This is a genomic window from Amycolatopsis sp. cg13, assembly GCF_041346965.1.
Taxonomy (GTDB): domain Bacteria; phylum Actinomycetota; class Actinomycetes; order Mycobacteriales; family Pseudonocardiaceae; genus Amycolatopsis.
In genome coordinates, this window is record NZ_CP166848.1 from 4,652,756 (window position 1) to 4,671,884 (window position 19,129).

General features: G+C 69.6%; 19 protein-coding genes. 9 read left to right on the forward strand and 10 right to left on the reverse strand.

The window, feature by feature from the left end; all coding sequences use genetic code 11:
* Positions 1–8: 8 nt before the first annotated feature.
* On the reverse strand, positions 9–1,199 hold the full coding sequence (locus AB5I40_RS21255) for an acyl-CoA dehydrogenase family protein (protein ID WP_370940265.1): 1,191 nt from the start codon (positions 1,197–1,199) through the stop codon (positions 9–11).
* A 169-nt stretch (positions 1,200–1,368) separates the two neighbouring features.
* Between AB5I40_RS21255 and AB5I40_RS21260 the strand changes: the two genes are divergently transcribed.
* Entirely contained in the window at positions 1,369–1,713 is a 345-nt protein-coding gene (locus tag AB5I40_RS21260; RefSeq protein WP_370940266.1) for a DUF4190 domain-containing protein, read from the forward strand.
* 91 nt (positions 1,714–1,804) lie between these two features.
* Here the strand turns inward: AB5I40_RS21260 and AB5I40_RS21265 are convergent, their stop codons facing one another.
* Complete coding sequence (locus tag AB5I40_RS21265; RefSeq protein ID WP_370940267.1) at positions 1,805–3,031, reverse strand: IS110 family transposase; 1,227 nt, start codon at positions 3,029–3,031, stop codon at positions 1,805–1,807.
* Positions 3,032–3,279: 248 nt separating this feature from the next.
* Here AB5I40_RS21265 and AB5I40_RS21270 point away from each other — a divergent pair, with 248 nt between their 5' ends.
* Complete coding sequence (locus AB5I40_RS21270; protein ID WP_370940268.1) at positions 3,280–3,885, forward strand: DUF4190 domain-containing protein; 606 nt, start codon at positions 3,280–3,282, stop codon at positions 3,883–3,885.
* On the opposite strand, the gene AB5I40_RS21275 is transcribed toward AB5I40_RS21270, so the two are convergent.
* Complete coding sequence (locus tag AB5I40_RS21275) at positions 3,870–4,769, reverse strand: slipin family protein (RefSeq protein WP_370940269.1); 900 nt, start codon at positions 4,767–4,769, stop codon at positions 3,870–3,872. The two genes, AB5I40_RS21270 and AB5I40_RS21275, sit on opposite strands and share 16 nt — an antisense overlap.
* A 95-nt stretch (positions 4,770–4,864) precedes the next feature.
* On the opposite strand from AB5I40_RS21275, the gene AB5I40_RS21280 reads away from it, so the two are divergent.
* The 4 genes from AB5I40_RS21280 to AB5I40_RS21295 are packed head-to-tail and all read left to right on the forward strand — an operon-like array spanning position 4,865 to position 8,790.
* Positions 4,865–5,770 carry an aminoglycoside phosphotransferase family protein gene (locus AB5I40_RS21280; protein WP_370940270.1) on the forward strand — a complete coding sequence of 302 codons (906 nt, stop codon included), beginning with the start codon at positions 4,865–4,867 and terminating at the stop codon, positions 5,768–5,770.
* A gap of 57 nt (positions 5,771–5,827) precedes the next feature.
* Positions 5,828–7,129 (forward strand): magnesium transporter MgtE N-terminal domain-containing protein, encoded by a 1,302-nt coding sequence (locus AB5I40_RS21285; RefSeq protein WP_370940271.1) that lies wholly within the window; start codon positions 5,828–5,830, stop codon positions 7,127–7,129.
* The gene (locus tag AB5I40_RS21290; RefSeq protein WP_354750980.1) at positions 7,122–7,619 is read left to right on the forward strand and encodes a DUF1003 domain-containing protein; all 498 of its coding nucleotides are present in this window, start codon (positions 7,122–7,124) and stop codon (positions 7,617–7,619) included. Before AB5I40_RS21285 ends, AB5I40_RS21290 begins: the two co-directional genes overlap by 8 nt.
* Positions 7,620–7,644: 25 nt before the next feature.
* Positions 7,645–8,790, forward strand: coding sequence for an Mrp/NBP35 family ATP-binding protein (locus tag AB5I40_RS21295; RefSeq protein WP_370940272.1), 1,146 nt, complete (start codon positions 7,645–7,647; stop codon positions 8,788–8,790).
* A gap of 61 nt (positions 8,791–8,851) precedes the next feature.
* On the opposite strand, the gene AB5I40_RS21300 is transcribed toward AB5I40_RS21295, so the two are convergent.
* The 5 genes from AB5I40_RS21300 to sigE form a co-directional block, all read right to left on the reverse strand.
* Complete coding sequence (locus tag AB5I40_RS21300) at positions 8,852–9,358, reverse strand: hypothetical protein (protein ID WP_370940273.1); 507 nt, start codon at positions 9,356–9,358, stop codon at positions 8,852–8,854.
* Between the two features lie 107 nt (positions 9,359–9,465).
* Positions 9,466–9,897 (reverse strand): Sec-independent protein translocase protein TatB, encoded by a 432-nt coding sequence (gene tatB, locus AB5I40_RS21305; protein ID WP_370940274.1) that lies wholly within the window; start codon positions 9,895–9,897, stop codon positions 9,466–9,468.
* Between the two features lie 201 nt (positions 9,898–10,098).
* Positions 10,099–11,631: a trypsin-like peptidase domain-containing protein gene (locus AB5I40_RS21310; protein ID WP_370940275.1), complete on the reverse strand. Its 1,533-nt coding sequence runs from the start codon at positions 11,629–11,631 to the stop codon at positions 10,099–10,101.
* 704 nt (positions 11,632–12,335) lie between these two features.
* Positions 12,336–13,007 carry an anti-sigma factor gene (locus tag AB5I40_RS21315; protein WP_370940276.1) on the reverse strand — a complete coding sequence of 224 codons (672 nt, stop codon included), beginning with the start codon at positions 13,005–13,007 and terminating at the stop codon, positions 12,336–12,338.
* Positions 13,004–13,618 carry an RNA polymerase sigma factor SigE gene (gene sigE, locus AB5I40_RS21320; protein WP_037353366.1) on the reverse strand — a complete coding sequence of 205 codons (615 nt, stop codon included), beginning with the start codon at positions 13,616–13,618 and terminating at the stop codon, positions 13,004–13,006. Before sigE ends, AB5I40_RS21315 begins: the two co-directional genes overlap by 4 nt.
* A gap of 224 nt (positions 13,619–13,842) precedes the next feature.
* Here sigE and AB5I40_RS21325 point away from each other — a divergent pair, with 224 nt between their 5' ends.
* Positions 13,843–14,499: an O-methyltransferase gene (locus tag AB5I40_RS21325; RefSeq protein ID WP_037815919.1), complete on the forward strand. Its 657-nt coding sequence runs from the start codon at positions 13,843–13,845 to the stop codon at positions 14,497–14,499.
* Between the two features lie 32 nt (positions 14,500–14,531).
* Here the strand turns inward: AB5I40_RS21325 and AB5I40_RS21330 are convergent, their stop codons facing one another.
* The gene (locus tag AB5I40_RS21330; RefSeq protein ID WP_370940277.1) at positions 14,532–15,722 is read right to left on the reverse strand and encodes an MFS transporter; all 1,191 of its coding nucleotides are present in this window, start codon (positions 15,720–15,722) and stop codon (positions 14,532–14,534) included.
* A 63-nt stretch (positions 15,723–15,785) separates the two neighbouring features.
* Here AB5I40_RS21330 and AB5I40_RS21335 point away from each other — a divergent pair, with 63 nt between their 5' ends.
* Both AB5I40_RS21335 and map read left to right on the forward strand, forming a co-directional pair.
* On the forward strand, positions 15,786–16,682 hold the full coding sequence (locus AB5I40_RS21335; RefSeq protein WP_370940278.1) for a LysR family transcriptional regulator: 897 nt from the start codon (positions 15,786–15,788) through the stop codon (positions 16,680–16,682).
* Between the two features lie 82 nt (positions 16,683–16,764).
* On the forward strand, positions 16,765–17,553 hold the full coding sequence (gene map, locus AB5I40_RS21340) for a type I methionyl aminopeptidase (RefSeq protein ID WP_370940279.1): 789 nt from the start codon (positions 16,765–16,767) through the stop codon (positions 17,551–17,553).
* 59 nt (positions 17,554–17,612) lie between these two features.
* Here map and AB5I40_RS21345 read toward each other — a convergent pair whose 3' ends face one another.
* On the reverse strand, positions 17,613–19,052 hold the full coding sequence (locus AB5I40_RS21345; RefSeq protein ID WP_370940280.1) for a M17 family metallopeptidase: 1,440 nt from the start codon (positions 19,050–19,052) through the stop codon (positions 17,613–17,615).
* Positions 19,053–19,129: the final 77 nt, after the last annotated feature.

Genomic DNA, 19,129 nt, shown 5'->3' on the forward strand with positions numbered 1-19,129 from the left:
GACGCGGGTCAGGCTTTGTAATCCCGCAGCAGGCCGCGGCTGATGATGGTTTTCTGGATTTCGCTGGTGCCCTCGCCGATCAGCAGGAACGGGGCCTCGCGCATGAGCCGCTCGATCTCGTATTCCTTGGAGTAGCCGTAACCGCCGTGGATCCGGAACGCTTCCTGGGTCACCTCGGCGCAGTACTCGCTGGCGATCAGCTTCGCCATCCCGGCCTCGACGTCGTTGCGGGCGCCGGAATCCTTGAGCCGTGCGGCGTTGACCATCATCAGGTGCGCGGCCTCGACCTTGGTCGCCATCTCCGCGAGCTTGAACGCGATCGCCTGGTGCTGCGCGATCGGCTTGCCGAACGTCGAACGCTGCTGGGCATAAGCGATCGCCAGCTCGAAGGACCGGATCGCGATCCCGCACGCGCGCGCCGCGACGTTCACGCGGCCGACCTCGACACCGTCCATCATGTACGAGAAGCCCTTGCCCGGAGCCTCGCCCAGGACCTTGTCGGCACCGATCTTGAAGCCGTCGAACACCGCTTCGGTGGTGTCGACGCCCTTGTAGCCCATTTTGTCGATCTTGCCCGGAATCGTCAGGCCCGGAAGCACCTCGCCGAACCCGGACGGCTTCTCGACCAGGAACGTCGTGAGGTTCTGGTGCGCCTTCTCCGCACCCTCGTCGGTCTTCACCAGCAGCGCGATCAGGTTCGACGAACCGCCGTTGGTGAGCCACATCTTCGCGCCATCGATGACGTAGTCGTCGCCGTCGCGGCGGGCTCGGGTCTTGATCGCCGCAACGTCCGAGCCAAGGTCCGGCTCCGACATCGAGAACGAGCCGCGGACCTCGCCGGTCGCCATCCGGGGCAGGAAGTGCTGCTTCTGCTCCGCAGTCCCGTGCTGCTTGATCATGTGCGCCACGATGAAGTGCGTGTTGATCACACCGGAAACGCTCATCCAGCCGCGCGCGATCTCCTCGACCACCAGCGCGTAGGTGAGCAGCGATTCGCCGAGACCGCCGTACTCCTCCGGGATGGTGAGCCCGAACAGGCCCATCTCCTTCATGCCCTCGACGATCTCCGCCGGGTACTCGTCGGCGTGCTCCAGCGCCTGCGCGTGCGGGATGATCTCCTTGTCCACGAACGACCGCACCGTGGACAGAATCTCCTGCTGCACATCGGTCAGGCCGGCGGTCCGGGCGAGACGGGCCATGAGCTCAGCTCCTCACTGCGGGCGACGCCGGCTCCCGGCGCTGGGGTTACCGGGGAGTATGACTGGTTCGCGCCCGAGCGGCTATGAGGGTGCTCACGCCGGGCCCCGGTTTCCCCCGTTAAGGTGCGGATAAGGTGCTGATCCACCCGAAACCGCGAGAAGGATCCCGATGAGCGAGGCCAGCGACGACCGGGACGAGCCTGCCGGCCGCGACGGCTACACGCACCCGTCGTACGAGCACCAGCCCTATCCCCCGCAAGGCCCGACGCCGGGCGCGGGGCTCGCGCTCGGGTCGCTGGTGTGCTCCATCGCCGGGTTCGTGCTGTGCGCGCCGATGGCCATCGCCGGGATCGTGATGGGGCACATCGCGTTCTACCGGGCCCGCCGCGGCCGCGGCACGGGCGGCGCGCTCGCGCTCGCCGGATTCGTGATCGGCTACGCCGCGCTGATCGTCTGGGCCATCGCGATCCCGCTGATCGTGCACGCGCTGGTCCAGTCGGGAGTTTTCGGCTGATGCCGCCGCGATTGCCGGTAGCGTCGTCCTTCGAACCCGGCACCTCGAGGGAGCCCCGATGACACCCCCTGTGTCAACCTGCAGATCGAAATCAGGCAGCGAGCTGCTGTTCGGTGGTCTGTTGGGCGCCACCGTGCAGAGTCGGATCGTAGGGTGTGCCGTTTTGCCAGCAGCGCCACATGACCCGTACCCAGGCTCGGGCCAGGATGCGGGTGGCGTGCGGGTGATCTTTGCCCGAGGCTCGTGCCCTGTTGTAGATGTCGGCGGCCCAGGGACTGGCGAAGCGGGAGTTCGCGGCGAAGGTCGTGATCGCCTGGCGCAGGCGTTTGTTGCATGCCCAGCGGAACGACACGCCTCGTTGTTTGCCCGATGCCTTGGTGATCGGAGTGATCCCGGCCAGCGCGGCGATGGCATCGGGGTGGTCGAACGCGGCGCGGGCATCGCCCCATTCGGCCAGGATCTGGCCGGCGTTGATCGTGCCCGCGCGGGGGAAGGAGCGGAAGATCTCGCCGTCGGGGTGGGTATCCATCGTCTTGTTGATGGAGCGGTCCAGGTTCTTGATCGCGGTGTTGAGCGCGGCGATGACGGTGACTTGAGCGAGCACGGCATCGCGGATGCCTTGGGAAACAACGGGATCGAGCGTTCCAGCCGGCACCGAGCGCAGCCGGGCCAGCAGCATGGCGGCGGGTTTCTTTCCGGAGTAGCCCTGCTGGGCGCAGAACGCGGCCAGGCGCTTCTCCGTCAGACCGGCAGCCGCTGCGGCGGTGGGATAGGCGGTCAGAAACGCCAAGGCGATCGCGGACTCGATGTTGGCGAAGATGGCCTTGGCTCCGGGCCAGTGCACGTCCAGCAGCGCCGCGAGCTGGTTGGTGGCCGCGACCCGGGCGTCGACCAGGTCGCCGCGGGTGCGGACCACGGTGCGCAGGGCCTTGGTATGGCTGGACAGGGGCTCGGCCGGGCGCAGGCGGTGGAAGCGGACCCGCAGATAGTCGGCGATCACCTCGGCGTCGCCGGGGTCGGATTTCGCGCCGGAGAGGACCTCGGATTCCCGCCAGGTCTTGATCGCGTTGGGTTTGACCGGCAGCACAGGGTGCCCGGCCTCCAGCAGCGCGTCCACCAGACGGCCGTCGGGGCGTTCGATGGCCACTGGCACCCGCTCGATGTCACCGAGCCTGCCCAGCCGGGCGAACCCGGCGGCGGTGTGCTCGACGGTGAACGCGGCAACCTTTTTCCCGGTCTGGTCAAGCACGCACACAGCATGCTCGGCGGCAGCCCAGTCGATCCCGACGAAGAACAACGGCCCATCTTCCAGCGACAACCCCGTCGCCTCTCTGTTCGCACCATGAGGCAGGCACCAGACGGAGGCGAGGGAACCGATGGTCGAGTGGTCACTAACCGGCGCTCTATGGCGCGTCCCTCTGTCATCGATCCGCGGTTCCGGGGAAGCCGGGGGCGGCAGTGTCATCGAGGCCCACGAAGGGCGACCACTGAAGGCCGTCACCCCGGCTTCCGCCTAGTTCCTACCACAAGCCCCCTTAGCGGGCCTGCGCGAAAGAGGGTGCACTAGTGACCACTCCGTCCGACCGCGAACCGGCGGCCTACGATCCGCCGCCGACCGCGGACCCCGCTCCGTACGAGCCGCCGGCCACCGCCGACCCCACACCGTACGAGGCCCCGGCGGAGGCCGTCTCGTCCACTTCGGAGGCTCGTTCGGAGGCTGACCCGCTGGTTCCCCCGCCGGGCTGGACCGCGCCCGACCCCGGCCCGGTCGCGCAGCTGCCCGACGACCAACCGGCTCCCGCCGCGCAACCGGCCGCGTCGCCGTATCCCGTTGCGCCGCAGCCGGATCCGTTCGCGCCGCCGCCCGCGTACCAGGCCTTCCCGGCTCCGCCGCCGTACGGCGCGCCTTACCAGCCGTACGCGCAAAACACCGACACCGGGCTCGCGACCGGTGCGCTGGTGTGCTCGGTGATCGGGCTGGTGACCTGCGTTCTCGCGGTTCCCGGCATCGCGATGGGTCACGTCGCGCTGGCCAAGGCCAACCGCAACGAAGCAGGCGGACGCACCATGGCGCTGTCAGCCGTCGTGCTCGGCTACGTGACGGTCGCGATGTGGGTCGGCTTCTTCGTGACGCTGCTGGTCCTCGGCCTGAACGGCTACCTCGACCGCTGATCCGGCACGTCGCTCGCCTCGCCCTCGGGCGGGGCGACCTGGCCGTTGCTGACCGGTTCCGAAGACTCCGAAGACTCCACTGACTCCGCCGACGCCCGCGGCTCCGGCGGTTTCGCGGCCGGTTTCGCCGGCGGATCGGTCCGCGCGTCCAGGAACCGCAGCAGCTCCACCGGGAACGGCAGCACCAGCGTCGAGTTCTTCTCCGCCGACACCTGCACCACCGTCTCCAGCAGCCGCAACTGCAGCGCCGCCGGGGTGTCCGCCATCGTCGCGGCGGCCTGCGCGAGCTTGTGCGACGCCTGCAGCTCGCCGTCCGCGGAGATCACCCGGGCGCGGCGTTCGCGTTCGGCCTCGGCCTGGCGCGACATCGAGCGCTTCATCGACTCCGGCAGCGCGACGTCCTTGATCTCCACCCGGTCGATGTGGATGCCCCAGTCCAGCGCCGGGCTGTCGATCATCAGCTCGAGGCCCTCGTTGAGCCGTTCGCGGTTCGACAGCAGGTCGTCGAGGTCGCTCTTGCCGATGATGGACCGCAGCGACGTCTGCGCGACCTGGCCGATCGCCGACCGGTAGTCCTGCACGTGGACCGCGGCCAGCACCGGGTCGACCACCTTGAAGTACACGACCGCGTCCACCCGGACCGTGACGTTGTCGCGGGTGATGCCGTCCTGCGCGGGCACCGGCAGCGTCACGACCTGCATGTTCACCTTCTGCATGCGGTCGGCTATCGGCAGCAGCAGCGCGAGCCCGGGGTCGCGGACATGCGAGCGCACCCGGCCGAAACGGAACACCAGCCCGCGTTCGTACTGTTTCACCACGCGCACCGCGGAAGCGAGCCACACCCCGCCCGCGACGACCACCGCGCTGACAATCTCGACGATCATGGCAGCTCCCGGGTTCGCCAAACCCTTTGTCCACCCACTGTACGCGCGGAAGACGACCCCGGAAACGGCTTGCGCGGCCGACCAGGATGGGCGTTGTGACCGTTTTGGAGATCCCGCCCGCCTTCGCTGAACGCGCCCCCAAGGTGCTCGGTCCGGAAGCTGTCCCGTGGCTCGCGTCGCTGCCCGCGCTCGCGCAGCGGTACGCCCGGAAGTGGGAGCTGGAGTTCGAGGACACCGCGCGGCACGGCTATGTCGGCGTCGTCCAGCCCGCCCGGCGCGCGGACGGTTCCCGCGTCGTGCTCAAACTCGGCTGGGTGGAAGAAGAATCGCGCGACGAACCGCTCGCACTGTCCACATGGGCCGGTCATGGATCGGTGCTGCTGCACGAGTCCGCGCCCGAGGACGGCGCGATGCTGCTGGAGCGTCTCGACGACAGCCGCACGCTGGACGGCGAACCGCTCCTGCCCGCCGTCGAGATCATGAGCGAACTGGCCCGCCGGCTCGCCGTGCCCGCGCCCGCCGAACTCACCCGCACGCTGTCCGGTATCGCGGAGGAACTGCTCGAAGAACTGCCCAAGTCCTGGCGGGAGCTGGGCGAACCGCTCCCCCGCCGGGAGCTGGACGCCGCGCTGGCGGTGTGCCGCGACCTCGGTCCGGAGGCGGGCAACGCGCTGGTGAACGAGGACCTGCATTACGAGAACGTGCTGTCCGGCACCCGCGAACCGTGGCTGGTGATCGACCCGAAGCCGCTCGCCGGCGATCTCGAATACGGCGCGCTTTCGTTGCTGTGGAACCGGTTCAGCGAGTCCACACTGGACTCGAAGCTCGCCGCGAGCGGTCTGGACCGCGACCGAGCCAAGGCGTGGACGCTCGTGCGGGCGGTGCAGAACCGGCTGTGGCACGCCCAGGATCTGGTCGATTTCGGCGGTTTGGCCGAGGACGACGACGGCCCGTCCGCCGAGGCGCTCCCCGCGCTGACCCGATGGGCGCTGCTTAGCTGAGAGTTCGCCGAGTCGCGGCACGAGCGCACACCGGCAGCAGCCGATAGTGTCGGCGCCATGGCAGGCACAAACCGGGTTTACGCAGCACAGCTCGCGGGTCTGCCGGTATTCGGGCCCGACGGGGAATCGATCGGCAAGGTCCGCGACGTAGTCGCGGGCCTGCGGCTGGACCAGCAGCCGCCGCGGATCCTCGGCATGGTCGTGGAGCTGGCGACCCGGCGGCGGGTGTTCGTCCCCATGCTGCGGGTCACCTCGATCGAACCGAACGCCGTGACGCTCGCCACTGGTTCGGTCAACATGCGGCATTTCCACCAGCGGCCCAACGAGGTCCTGGTGTGCGGGCAGCTTCTCGACGCGCACGCCACGCTCACCGGAGCGGAAACCCGGGTGACGGTGGTCGACGCGGCGATGGAGCCGACCCGAACGCGGGACTGGGTGCTGGCCAAGCTCGCCGTCCGCGAGCGCTCGACGCGGCTGACGCTCGGCCGTCGGCGTGCCGCGATGCAGGTGCTGCCGTGGAGCGAGGTCTCCGGGCTCGGGCTCACCGACCTGACCGGACAGCCCCAGGGCGCGGGCCAGCTGCTGATGCTGTTCGACACGATGCGTGCGGTCGACGTCGCCGCGACCCTGCGCGACCTGCCGATCAAGCGCCGCCACGAGGTCGCCGACGCGATGGACGACGAACGGCTCGCGGACGTCATCGAGGAGCTTCCCGAGGACGACCAGAAGGAACTGCTGGCCTACCTCGCCGAGGAACGCGCCGCGGACATCCTCGAGGCGATGAACCCGGACGACGCCGCCGACCTGCTCGCCGAACTCGCCCCGGCCGAGCAGAGCCGGCTGCTGGAACTGATGGAGCCGGAGGAATCCGCGCCGGTCAAACGGTTGCTGGCGTATTCGTCGGACACCGCGGGCGGGCTGATGACGCCGGAACCGGTGGTGCTGACGCCGGACGCGACGATCGCCGAGGCGCTGGCGCACATCCGCAACGCCGAACTCCCCGCCGCGCTCGCCAGCATGGTGTTCGTGTGCCGCCCGCCGACCGAAACGCCGACCGGCCGGTTCGTCGGCGTCGTGCATTTCCAGCGGCTGCTGCGCGAACCGCCCGCCGAACTGGTCGCCAGCGCGGTGGACACCGACCTCACCGCGCTGCGCCCGGAGGCGACGCTGGCCGAGGTCACCCGCTACTTCGCGGCGTACAACCTGGCGTGCGGCCCGGTCGTCGACGCCGAAGACCACCTGCTCGGCGCCGTCACCGTCGACGACGTGCTCGACCATCTGCTGCCCGACGACTGGCGCGAAACCGGACTGCACGACGTCGCGGACGGTGCTGATCTAGAGGAGGCCGAACGTGCCTGAACTCGGCTCCGGCCGCCGGCTCGACCAGCCGCGCGGCCAGGCCCGCCTGCGGCTGAACATCGACCCGGACACCTTCGGCCGGTTCACCGAGCGGATCGCGCGGTTCCTCGGCACCGGGAAGTACCTGTTCTGGCAGACGCTCATCGTGGTCGTCTGGATCGTGCTGAACCTGACTGCGTTGTCGCTGCAGTGGGATCCGTACCCGTTCATCCTGCTCAACCTGGCGTTCTCGACGCAGGCCGCGTACGCCGCGCCGCTGATCCTGCTCGCGCAGAACCGCCAGGACGACCGGGACCGCGTGTCGCTGGAGGAGGACCGCACGCGCGCCGCGCAGACCAAGGCGGACACCGAGTACCTCGCGCGCGAACTGGCGGCGCTGCGGCTTGCGGTCGGCGAGGTCGCGACCCGCGACTACCTGCGCAGCGAACTCGACCGGCTGCGCGACGATCTCGACGTGGACTCCAAGCCGCGCAAGGCCAAGCAAAGCTGAACTGGGCAGTACGTACGATGGAAGCGTGACTGGTACACAGCAGCTCCCCAGCGTCGACGACGTCCGCACCGCGCTGAAGGACGTGTACGACCCGGAAATCAAGAAACCGATCACCGACCTCGGCATGGTCAAGGACGTGGCGGTCGGCGACGACGGGGTGGTCGACGTCGGGATTTACCTCACGGTCGCGGGCTGTCCGCTGAAGGCGACGCTGACCGCGGACACCAAGAAGGCCGTCTCGAAGCTCCCCGGCGTCGCCGACGTGCGGGTCGAGCTGGACGTGATGAGCGACGAGCAGCGCACCGAGCTGCGCAAATCGCTGCGCGGCGACGCGGCGGAGCCGGTGATCCCGTTCGCGCAGCCGGGTTCGATGACGCGGGTCTACTGCGTGGCCTCCGGCAAGGGCGGCGTCGGCAAGTCGTCAGTGACGGTGAACCTGGCCGTGGCGATGGCCGAGCGCGGGCTGTCGGTCGGCGTGGTGGACGCGGACATCTACGGCCACTCGGTGCCGCGCATGCTGGGCGCGCGCGAGAAGCCGACCAAGGTCGACACGATGATCATGCCGCCGCAGGCGCACGGCGTGAAGGTGATCTCGATCGGCATGTTCACGCCGGGCAACACCCCCGTAGTGTGGCGCGGCCCGATGCTGCACCGCGCGCTGCAGCAGTTCCTGGCCGACGTGTTCTGGGGCGACCTGGACATCCTGCTGCTGGACCTGCCGCCGGGCACCGGCGACATCGCGATTTCGGTGGCGCAGCTGATCCCGAACGCGGAAATCCTCGTGGTGACCACGCCGCAGCAGGCCGCCGCCGAGGTGGCCGAGCGTGCGGGCGCGATCGCGATGCAGACGCGGCAGCGCGTCGCGGGCGTGATCGAGAACATGTCGTGGCTGGAAACCCCGACCGGCGAACGGATCGAGGTCTTCGGCGCGGGCGGCGGCCAGACGGTCGCGGATTCGCTGTCGAAGTCGGTGGGTTCGACGGTGCCGCTGCTGGGCCAGGTCCCGCTGGACCCGCGCCTGCGCGAACAGGGCGACGAGGGCACCCCTATCGTGCTGTCCGATCCGGAGGCCCCGGCGTCGCTGGTGCTGAAGGACGCGGCGAAGCAACTGTCGGTCCGGGCGCGCGGGTTGGCCGGGATGATGCTGAACGTGAGCCCGGCCGGTCGCTGATTATTTGGACAGAAGAAGAGGCGTGCACCCTCTCGCGGGTGCACGCCTCTTTTTGTTGCCTTTAGGAGGCGTGCACGGTCACCAGGAGGGCGCCGGACTCGCGGAGCGTCACCTTGGTGTCGCCCGGCTTCGTCACCGTCCAGTCGATGTCCTCGGGCTTCTTCGAGGACACGTCGCCCGACTTGTCCGGCTGGTCCTGGACGTCGATGTTCTGCGGCTGGTCGGACGACACGATGATCTTCACCTTGTTGCCGACCTTGACGTCGACGACCCCGGCCGGCGGCGTGACTTTCCCGCCCTGGAAGGCGACGGTGACCAGCACGTCGACGCCCGCCTCGCCGGTCTGCGCGCCGCGCTTGACGTTCGGCTGCTCACCGGTGGCACTGCCGTTCCCGGGAGCGCTCGCCTGGCTGCTGGCCGGAGCCGACGAGGACGGCATCGCCGGGGCGGGCACCGAAGTGTAGGTGGCGGGCGCCTTGGTGCTGGGCTCGTCGTCGGCACTGCACCCGGCGACGGCGAAGGCGGCCGCAGCGATCGTTCCGGCCAGCGCAGCCGCACGGCGTGACATATCGGGAACCTCCAGGGTCGGTTGAGCTGATGCTCCTGAGGCTACCCAGCCTGATCAGCGCGTCGCGCGTCGGCTTGGCCCACCGGGATCGCCGCGTACCTCGCTGGTCAGGTGGCGTCCGGATCGACCGGCGGACGCTCGCCCGGCTTCAACGGCTCCGGCTGCGGGAGCGCAGTCTGCGGCTTGATCGTCGGCACCCCGCTCGACCCGTTCCCGTTCCCGTTGGAACCGTTGAGGTCGTTCTTGAACCCGTTCAACCCCAGCGGATCCGAGTCCCCGTCGAACAAATGCTGCGTCACAACCCGCTTCGGATCCAGGTTGCGCAGGCCGCGCAGGTCTTCGAGGGGTTTGCGCAGCTGGTCGAATTCCGGGCCCATCTCCTCGCGCAGCTGCTCGCGCGCGCCGGTCGCGAAGTCGCGGGCCTTGCGGACGCTCTTCGCCATCCAGGCCGCCGCTTCGGGCAGCCGTTCGGGCCCGAGGATGAAAAGCCCCGCGATGATGAGCACGAGGATCTCGCCCCAGCCGACACTGTCGAACACCCGTGAAACCTCCGCTCGGTGCTGCCCCGCCCAAGACTACCCGGGCCGTTTCGCGTCCCGGCAGGCCCGAACGTCGCACGGCAGCTACTGTGCCGATCGTTACTAACCCGGCCACAGCCACGGCCGAATGACTTTCGTAGCGACGGTTACGTGCCGCACGGGGGGTCGGCCTACTTTTGGCCGGATTAGTAAGAACGGGTGTCAGTCCGACCCGAGCGTGACGTCCACCACCAGCAGCGCGCCGTCGCGGGCCAGTTGCACCGGGACCACCTGGCCCGGGTCGTGGCTGCGCACCGCGACGGTCAGCTCGGCGGAGTCGCGCACGACGTGGTCGCCGATCTTGGTGATCACGTCGCCTTCCTTGATCCCCGCGCCTGCGGCCGGACCGCCCGGGGCGACGTTGCGGACCTGCGCGCCCATCGTCGACGATCCGGCGACCGTCGAGGCCGCGTTGATCCCGATGTCGGCGTGCTTGACCTTGCCGTCCTTGATCAGTGCCTTGGCGATCTTGATGGCGTAGTCGCTGGGAATGGCGAACCCGATGCCGATGCTGCCGCCGTCGGAGCTGGACGAGCGGATCGCGGAGTTGATCCCGACCAGCGCACCCCTCGAGTCGACGAGCGCCCCGCCCGAGTTGCCGTGGTTGATCGCGGCGTCGGTCTGGATGGCGGAATAGGTGACCGGAGCCGCCCCGTTGTCGCCGCCCGCGGTGACCGGCCGGTCGAGCGCGCTGACGATGCCCGAGGTGATCGAGTTCTGCAGCGCCAGCGGCGACCCGACCGCGATCACCGCGTCCCCGACCTGCAGATCGGACGATTTGCCGACCTGCATCACGACCGGATTCGTGACATTGACCTTCACCACGGCGAGGTCGGTTTTCTGATCCGCGCCAACGATCTTGGCCTCGGTGCGGGTCCCGTCGTTGAACACCGCCGTGATCTTCGTAGCAGCGTCCCCCACCGCAGTCGCGACCACGTGCTCGTTCGTGAGGATGTACCCCTGCGGATCAATCACCACGCCGGAACCCTGCTCGCCGCTGTCCGCACCAGGCTTGACCACCTCGAGCGAAACCACCGCGGGCGCCACCCGCCGCGCGATGTCCGCGAGCGACCCCGGCGGCCGTTCCTTGGCCGCATCCGCCTCGGAAATCGTGGCGCTGCCGGTCAACGAGGACCCGGTATCCCCGACCCACCAGCCGACCAGCCCGCCGACCGCGCCGATCAACAACGCGACGACCCCCAGCAACGCCAACGCCTTCGGCTGCACCCGCCGCCCGAACAACACCTCAGGCAAGCTCAACTGCGCACCGCTGGGCAGCTTCGGTTTCTCGCCCTCGTCTTCGTCCGGAACCACCGCAGGCCCCGCCAGCACGGCCCCAGCCGCCGGATCCCGCCAAGGATCGCTGGTGTCAGTCCACAACGGATCTTCCGCGGCGCCATTCTCCCCAGCCGCCTCGAGCGGCCGCTGCAACCGCACCCCCTCGGCCCCCGCAGGCCTGCTGAACGCCTCGGCGAGAGATTCGGGCGTCGGCGGCGCGAGACTGAGCTTCTGCTGCCCATTCCCGTTGGGCGGCGGGGTGTAAAGCTTGTCGAACGCCCCCTCGACCCCGTGCGGACGCCCGAAGACAGCCGCCTGCTGCTGATCCACCGCAGGCCGCTCAAGCGGCCGAGGACCCAACCGGTCCGTTCCGACGGCACCGGACTGGTCAGGATTAGCGTTCGGCTGGTCGGTCATCATTCCCCGGGAAGCGTTCAGGACGGCTGGTGGTGGACGATACCCAAGCCTAGGGAGAGTCTGCCCAGGCCGCAGTGAAATGGCTGTTGCCTGCCCCTCTGTTCACCTGCGCTCCCGCCCTTGCCGAACGTCTGTGAGGGGAACCCTGAGGGAATCTGATTCCCTCAGGGTTCCCCTCACGACCCGCCGCAGTCCGCGAGGGGCCCCTTCACGGCCCCAGATTCCCTCAAGGAGCCCTTCACAGCCTGCCCCCCGTTCCCTCAAGGAGCCCTTCACAGCCTGCCCCCGTTCCCTCAAGGAGCCCTTCACAGCCTGCCCCCGCCCGCTTCGCACGCTCCGCGTGCAAGAACCCGCCACCGCCACCGCGATGCGCCCCAGTGCGGCATTAGGTGCATGCGACGCACCCAACGTGACATTCGGTGCACGCGACGCACCCAATGTGGCGTTCGGTGCATCCGACGCACCCAATGCCGCATTGGGGCGCTAACCAGCCCCCTCGCGAACCGCAACCGATGCACCCGATCAAGGCAGCCACACCCCCCGCACCCCGATACGAAGCCAAAAACACGGCGCGGGGGTGCTTGTCAAGGCATCTTTCCCGCCTTGACAAGCACCCCCGCGCCGTAGTCACACTCAGCTTCGGGGTGCCCCACGCAACCACTCACGGCAATGTCGCCGCCAGGCGACGAGCCGAACGCGACGCCTCACCGAGCAGCAACAGCAGCCCCAGCCCGAACCACCCCAGGCACCGGCTCAGGCTCAGGAGACACCGCCTCGCCCCCAGCCGACCGAGGCACATTCATCTGCGCAGGAAGCAAATTCGCATTAGGCACCCGAACCGGCCCAGTCCCAGTCGACCCTTCCCCACTGTCAGCCGAAGTCCCGACGAGCGCGAGCGCGCTCAGCACGAGCCCGGACACCACGACCCCGGCCCCTTGCGCCGCCCGTTTCCGGCTGAAAGCGAACCTTCCGCCGCCGAGCACGTTCGCCGACTGCCCGAGCGGCGCGGTTGTTCCCAACGGCGCGGCGCCCCCGAGCACTCCAGCGTCCCGCAACCCGGCCACCCGCTCCGGCCGCTGGATAGCCACCAGCTGGCCATCGGCAGTGACCGCGAGATTGTCCGGCGCACCAGGCAAATCAGTGTGCTCCGGAATCGACCGGAGACTGGCCAGGAAACCCGCCGACATCGACGGCGCGCCCGCGTCCTTCACCGCGGCGACAGCCTGCCGCTGCGAGGTCACCTCGGCCGCGCAGTCCGGGCAGCGCGCGACGTGCGCCAGCGCCCGGTCGTGGGCGACGGGCGTCAGCTCGCCGTCGACCAGTGCGACTACCGCGTCGGGCATGAGGTGGGATTCGGCGAAACGCCAGCCGGTCATACGGACACCTTCGCAGATTCCTCCCGGGTCGCGCGACGGCGCTCGAGCGACGCGCGCAGCGCCGAGCGGCCGCGGTGGATGCGGCTGCGCACGGTGCCGAGCTTGACGCCCAGCGTCGCGCCGATCTCCTCGTACGACAGTCCTTCCACGTCGCACAGCACGACCGCGGCCCGGAACTCCGGGGGCAGCTCGTCGAGCGCCTCCTGCAGGTCCGGGTCCAGGTGGGTGTCGCTGTAGTGCTGCTCCGGGCTCGGGTCGTCGCCGACGATCCGGTCGGTGTCCTCGGGCAGTCCCTCCATGCGCACGCGCGAGCGGCGGCGCGCCATGTCGAGGAACAGGTTCGTGGTGATCCGGTGCAGCCAGCCCTCGAAGGTGCCGGGCTTGTAGGACGCGAGCGACCGGAAGACGCGGATGAACGTCTCCTGGGTCAGGTCCTCGGCGTCGTGCGTGTTGCCGGTGAGGCGGTAGGCGAGCCGGTACACGCGGTCGGCGTGTTCGCGCACGACCTCGTCCCACGAGGGCGGCGTCCAGGCCGCCTCGGCTGCGTCCACGGTCACCGGAGCGGCCTCCGGCAGTTCGGCGTTCTGCATCAGGGGAGCAGGCACCTCCATCTGGGTCAACTCCTCTTCACCTCTGCCAACGCGGGCCGGGCACACGGTGTTCCCGTGTGGTTGAGACTCAGTCTGTCCGGCTTCCTTATGGAACTCATGAGACCGGTCTGAGAGCAGCCTGAGAAGTTGGCCTTTCCAGGGTTTTCGCGGGCTTTCCCGGGGCCGGAAGGCGCTTACCAGGGAGCCTTCGCTGATTTATCGACAACCAGCGCTAACCTTCGCGCGTGAGTTCGGGGACAGAGGCGGCGGCCGAGACCGGGGCGGTCGGCGCCGAGCAGGTCGACGGGTACCTGCCCGACGACGACGTGCTGGCCGCGGCGCGGCTGCGCGCGGTCGACCTCGGTTGCGCCCCGCTGGCCCCCGGAGCAGGCACGACGCTGCGTTTCCTCGCCGCGACGGTCGCCGCGCGGGCGGTCGTGGAGGTCGGCACCGGATCCGGCGTGAGCGGGCTGTACCTGCTGCGCGGGATGGCCGCCGACGGCGTGCTGACCTCGATCGACGTCGAACCGGAGTACCAGCGGGCGGCGCGCAAGACCTTCCTCGAAGCCGGCTACCCGCCGGGCCGGATGCGGCTCATCGTCGGCCGCGCGCTGGACGTGCTGCCGCGGCTCACCCCGGGCGGCTACGACCTGGTGTTCGTCGACGCCGCTCGGATCGAGTACCCCGGCTACTACGAGCAGGGCGTGGCCTTGCTGCGCCGCGGCGGGGTGATCGTGTTCCACCAGGTCCTGGCGGGCGGACGGCTCACCGACCCGGCCCGGCGCGACCCCGAGACGATGGCATTGCGCGAGGTCGCCCGAGCGGTCCGCGAAGACGACCGGCTGATCCCGGCACTGCTGCCAGTCGGCGGCGGACTGCTGGTGGCCACGGCGTGCTCGTGAGTGGCAATCACGGTTAGAACCGCGATTGCCACTCACGACCCCACCAGCACCCGCTCCTGTCGCCGCACCCGCGTGCCCACCTGCACCGCAGCCACGGCCAGCCCCAGCCACACCACGACGGCCACGATCAGCCAGTTCCACCCGGCCTTCCCGTAGACGACGCTGCCGACCCCGCCGCCGACGCTGCTGCCCAGGTAGTACATGAGCATGTACAGCCCGCCGACCTGGCCACGCGCGTTCTCCGGGGCCTCGGCCGCGGCCCAACTGTTCGCGATCGAATGCGCGGCGAAAAACGCTGCCGTCAACACGAGAAAACCGACGACGATCAACGGCAGCGAATCCGGAATCGTCAGCAACGCGCCGACCGCGGTCAGCAGCAGCACCCCGACCAGCGCCTGCCGACGCCCGATCCGCGCGGACAGCCGGTTAGCCGTGGCCGATGAAACCGAACCCAACGCGTACGACACGAACACCAGCGACGCGATCGCCGGCGACAGGTTCAGCGGTTCGCCGGTCAGCCGGAACCCGGCCGCGTTGTACAGCGCGACGAACGACCCCATGGCCAGCAGTGCGACCGCGTACTGCGCGAGCAAAACCGGCCGCCGCACCGCGGTAAGCAGGCCGACGCCGATGTCGCGCAGGCCTTGCCGCTCCCCCGTCTTGACCGGCGAAGGCGGCAGCATCACCACCGTCACGACCGCGCAGACCAGCGAAATCCCGGCCACCACGTACAGCGCGCCGCGCCAGCCGAACGGACCGGCGGTGAACCCGGTGGCCAGCCGTCCGGTCATGCCGCCGATGGTGTTGCCCGCGATCATCGCCCCGACCGCGGCCGCGACGCCGGTCTTCCCGAGTCGTTCCACGAGATAAGCCGTGGCCACGCCGGGGAATCCGGCGATCGCGACGCCCTGCACCGCGCGCAGCACGAGCAGCAGCGAGTAGTCCGGCACCAGCGGCAGCAAGAGCCCGAGCACCGACGAAATCACGACGGACGCGATGATCACCGGCCGCCGCCCGACCACCTCGGACAACGCGGCGATGGGCAGCACGGAAATCGCCAGCGCACCGGTCGCCACGCTCACCGCGAGCGCCGCGCCGCCGGGATCGAGGTGGTATTGCCCGGCCAGCTGCGGCAGGACCGCTTGCGGCGCGTAGAGCAGGGCGAACGACGTGAAGCCCGCGGCGGCGACCGCGACCTTGACCCGGCGGGCGGAGGAGAGCATGACCTTGAAAGTAAGCTTGGCTAATCAATACGTCTAATACGTTAATCTGCCATCATTCATACCGTGCCGAATGAGAGCCTCACCGCGCAGCTTGTCCCGCACCTGTCTCTGCTGGCCACGCTGCGGAGCACTGGAAACGTCACCCGCACGGCCGAGGTCCTCGGAGTGCCGCAACCCACAGTCAGCAGGCGGCTAGCCGCGCTGGGACACGCCCTCGGCGCACCGCTGACCGTGCCCGACGGCCGAGGCGTCCGGCTCACCCGTGCCGCCGAACTCCTCGCCGACGCTGCGGAACGCGCGCTGCCCGTGGTCGACGCCGGGGTCCGCCTCGCCCGCGAGGAGATCGAACCGGCGAGCGGCCGCGTCGTGCTCGGATTTCTGCACCTGCTCGGCCGGTCGCTGGTGCCGGGATTGCTTCGCGCGTATCGCGAACAGGCCCCGACCGCCCGGTTCTCCCTCGTCCAGGGTTCATTGCAGGACATGGTCAACCGGCTCGTGTCCGGGGAACTCGACCTCGCCCTGCTCGCCCCGGTCGTCGAGGACGAGCGACTGGAGACGGTCGTCCTCGACCGGCAGCCGATCCACCTCTCGGTTCCCGCCGGACATCGACTGGCCGGACGACGCAGCGTGCGCGTGGCGGAGCTGGCCGACGAGCCGTTCGTGCTCCTCGAACCCGGCTACGGCCTGCGCAGGATCACCGACGACCTCTGCGCCGCCGCCGGTTTCACGCCGAAGGTCGCGTTCGAGGGCCAGGAATCCGACACCGTCCGCGGACTCGTCGGCGCCGGCCTCGGCGTCGCGCTTCTGCCGCGCTTCGAGCCCGGCTCCCCGGCCGGCGTCGCGGAGGTGCCGCTGCATCCGCCGGTCCACCGGACGATCGGGCTCGCCTGGCGTGCCGGGGAGCCGCTTTCGCCCGCCGTTCAAGCGTTCCGGGACCACGTGCTCGGCATGACGGACTAACGGCCAGGCTGGTATTTGTATCCCGGCACCGTGCTACCGTTTCCGGTATAGAAATACCGGAACCTGAGGACGCGAGGTAGTCGTGATCGAGCTGAAGACGCCTGCGGAGATCGACCGCATGCACGTGACCGGGCGGTTCATCGCCGAGGTGCTGACCGAGGTCGGCAAGCTCGCCGACGTCGGCGTGAACCTGCTGGACCTGGAGCACCACGTGCGCGGCATGATCAAGCGGCGCGGGGCCGTCTCGTGCTACTGGGACTACGCGCCGTCGTTCGGCGAAGGCCCGTTCCGCAACGTCATCTGCCTCTCGGTCAACGACGCCGTCCTGCACGGCCTGCCGCACGACTACACCCTCCGCGACGGCGACGTGCTCACCGCGGACATCGCGGTCACCATCGACGGCTGGGCCGCGGACTCGGCGCGCACGGTCATCGTCGGCACACCCGCCGAGGAGGACCAGCGGATCATCCGGGCCACCGAAGAAGCGCTCGAAGCCGCGATCAAGGCGGCACGCGCGGGCAACCGGCTCGGCGACGTCTCGGCCGCGATCGAGGAGGTCGCGACCGGCTACGGCTACCCGGTCAACACCGAGTTCGGCGGGCACGGCATCGGCCGCACCATGCACGGCGAGCCGCACGTGTCCAACCGCGGCAAGGCAGGCCGGGGCATGAAACTCCGCCCGGGCCTGACGCTCGCGCTGGAACCGTGGCTGGCGCGCACGACGGACAAGATCGTCTACGACCCGGACGGCTGGACCATCCGTTCCGCCGATGGCTCGCGCACCGCGCATTCGGAGCACACGGTGGCGATCACGGACGGGGAGCCGATCGTTCTTACTCGCCGGGAGGAAGAGCTGGCGGGGAAGAACTAGCCTCGCACTGCCGCGGCAGAACCGTCAGCCCGGCCGAGGAGCCGATCCGCAGCTCCCGATCAGCTCTCGTAGGAAGCCGCGAACTCCACCAACGTCCGGGCAGCGAACCCCGACGCGCCAGGCACCACGTCGTCGTACGGCTTGTCCGCGCGCGCCGGGCCCGCGATGTCCAGGTGCGCCCACGGCAGCCCCGCCGTGAACTCGCGCAGGAACAGCGCCGCCATGATTCCGCCGGGGCCGCCGGGGGCCTGCCGGACGTCGCCTAGCTCGCCTTCGATTCCGGTCGCGTAGTCCTCGACCAGCGGCATCCGCCACCACGCCTCACCAGCGCGGGCACCGGCCTCGACCACTCGCGCGGCGAGGTCGTCGTCGGTGGAGAAGAAACCGCCGGTGCGCACGCCCAGCGACACTTTCATCGCGCCGGTCAGCGTGGCCGCGTCGACGATGAGGTCGGGTTTGAACTGGGCGATCCCGTAGGCGAGCGCGTCGGCCATCACCATCCGGCCCTCGGCGTCGGTGTTGCCGACCTCGGTGGTCTGGCCGCCGTAGTGCCGCACGATGTCGCCCGGCCGGTACGAGCCGCCGGAGACGTGATTTTCCGCCGCGGGCACCAGCGCGGTGACGCGCACCGGCAGCTTCAGCTCGGCGATCGCGCGCATCGCGGCGATCACTGCCGCGCCGCCCGCCATGTCGGTGCGCATCAGGTGCATGCCGTCGGCCGGTTTCAGCGAAATGCCGCCGGTGTCGAAGGTGATCCCCTTGCCGACGAACAGCAGGTGCTTCGTCGCGCCGCGCGGACGGTGCGTCATTTCGATCAGGCGCGGCGGCGAAACCGAACCGCCGCCGACGGCCAGAACTCCGCCGAACCCCTTGTCGGCGAGCCACTTCTCGTCTCGCACAGTCACGTCAACAGTGCCGCCCAGCACCTTCGCCGCGGTGTTCGCCAGCCACGCCGGGTTCTTGATGTTCGACGGCGTGTTTGCGAGATCACGCGTAAAGGCAGCGGCCGCCGCGAGAACGCGTACGCGCGCGACTGCCGCCGCGTACGCGGGCACAGCGTGCTCGTGCGCGACAACGAGGCGTACGGCGGGCACGGGAGGCTTCGGCTCTGTCGTGGTGACCACGAACCGGTAGCCGCCCAGCGACAGTCCAACCGCGAATTCGGCGGCGTGCTCCGCTGTCGCGTCTTCGGGCAGTACGACCTGGACTGTCCGGATGGGACGGTTCTCGGCCGCTTCGCGCATCGCGCGCGCCAACGCGGCACCGGTCCGGCGAAAGTCCTTCGGCGCGCCTTCGCCGATACCGGCGACCCAGCGCGGACCGTCGCCGTCTTCGGGCACGTCGCGCACTTCGGCGGTGCGTCCGCTCGACCCGTACGCTGCGCCTTCCTCCGCCTCGGCCGACGCGACCAGCACTGCTCGCGGTACTCCGCGGCGCGTCGCGGCGACGACCTCGATTTCGGGCAGCTTCGTGGGAACGGGTGGTAGCGAGTTACGCACAGCGAGCAACCTTAGGGCGCAGACGAACCGACCCCGGCCTCCAAGAGGAGACCGGGGTGCACAGTGGACAGAGCGGG

Coding starts and splice junctions, on each gene's coding strand:
- AB5I40_RS21310 (WP_370940275.1), bottom strand. CDS start 11,631: ATGACCGACCAGCCGAACGCTAATCCTGACCAGTCCGGTGCCGTCGGA.
- AB5I40_RS21315 (WP_370940276.1), bottom strand. CDS start 13,007: ATGACCGGCTGGCGTTTCGCCGAATCCCACCTCATGCCCGACGCGGTA.
- sigE (WP_037353366.1), bottom strand. CDS start 13,618: ATGGAGGTGCCTGCTCCCCTGATGCAGAACGCCGAACTGCCGGAGGCC.
- AB5I40_RS21285 (WP_370940271.1), top strand. CDS start 5,828: ATGGCAGGCACAAACCGGGTTTACGCAGCACAGCTCGCGGGTCTGCCG.
- AB5I40_RS21255 (WP_370940265.1), bottom strand. CDS start 1,199: ATGGCCCGTCTCGCCCGGACCGCCGGCCTGACCGATGTGCAGCAGGAG.
- AB5I40_RS21330 (WP_370940277.1), bottom strand. CDS start 15,722: ATGCTCTCCTCCGCCCGCCGGGTCAAGGTCGCGGTCGCCGCCGCGGGC.
- AB5I40_RS21260 (WP_370940266.1), top strand. CDS start 1,369: ATGAGCGAGGCCAGCGACGACCGGGACGAGCCTGCCGGCCGCGACGGC.
- AB5I40_RS21300 (WP_370940273.1), bottom strand. CDS start 9,358: ATGTCACGCCGTGCGGCTGCGCTGGCCGGAACGATCGCTGCGGCCGCC.
- AB5I40_RS21275 (WP_370940269.1), bottom strand. CDS start 4,769: ATGATCGTCGAGATTGTCAGCGCGGTGGTCGTCGCGGGCGGGGTGTGG.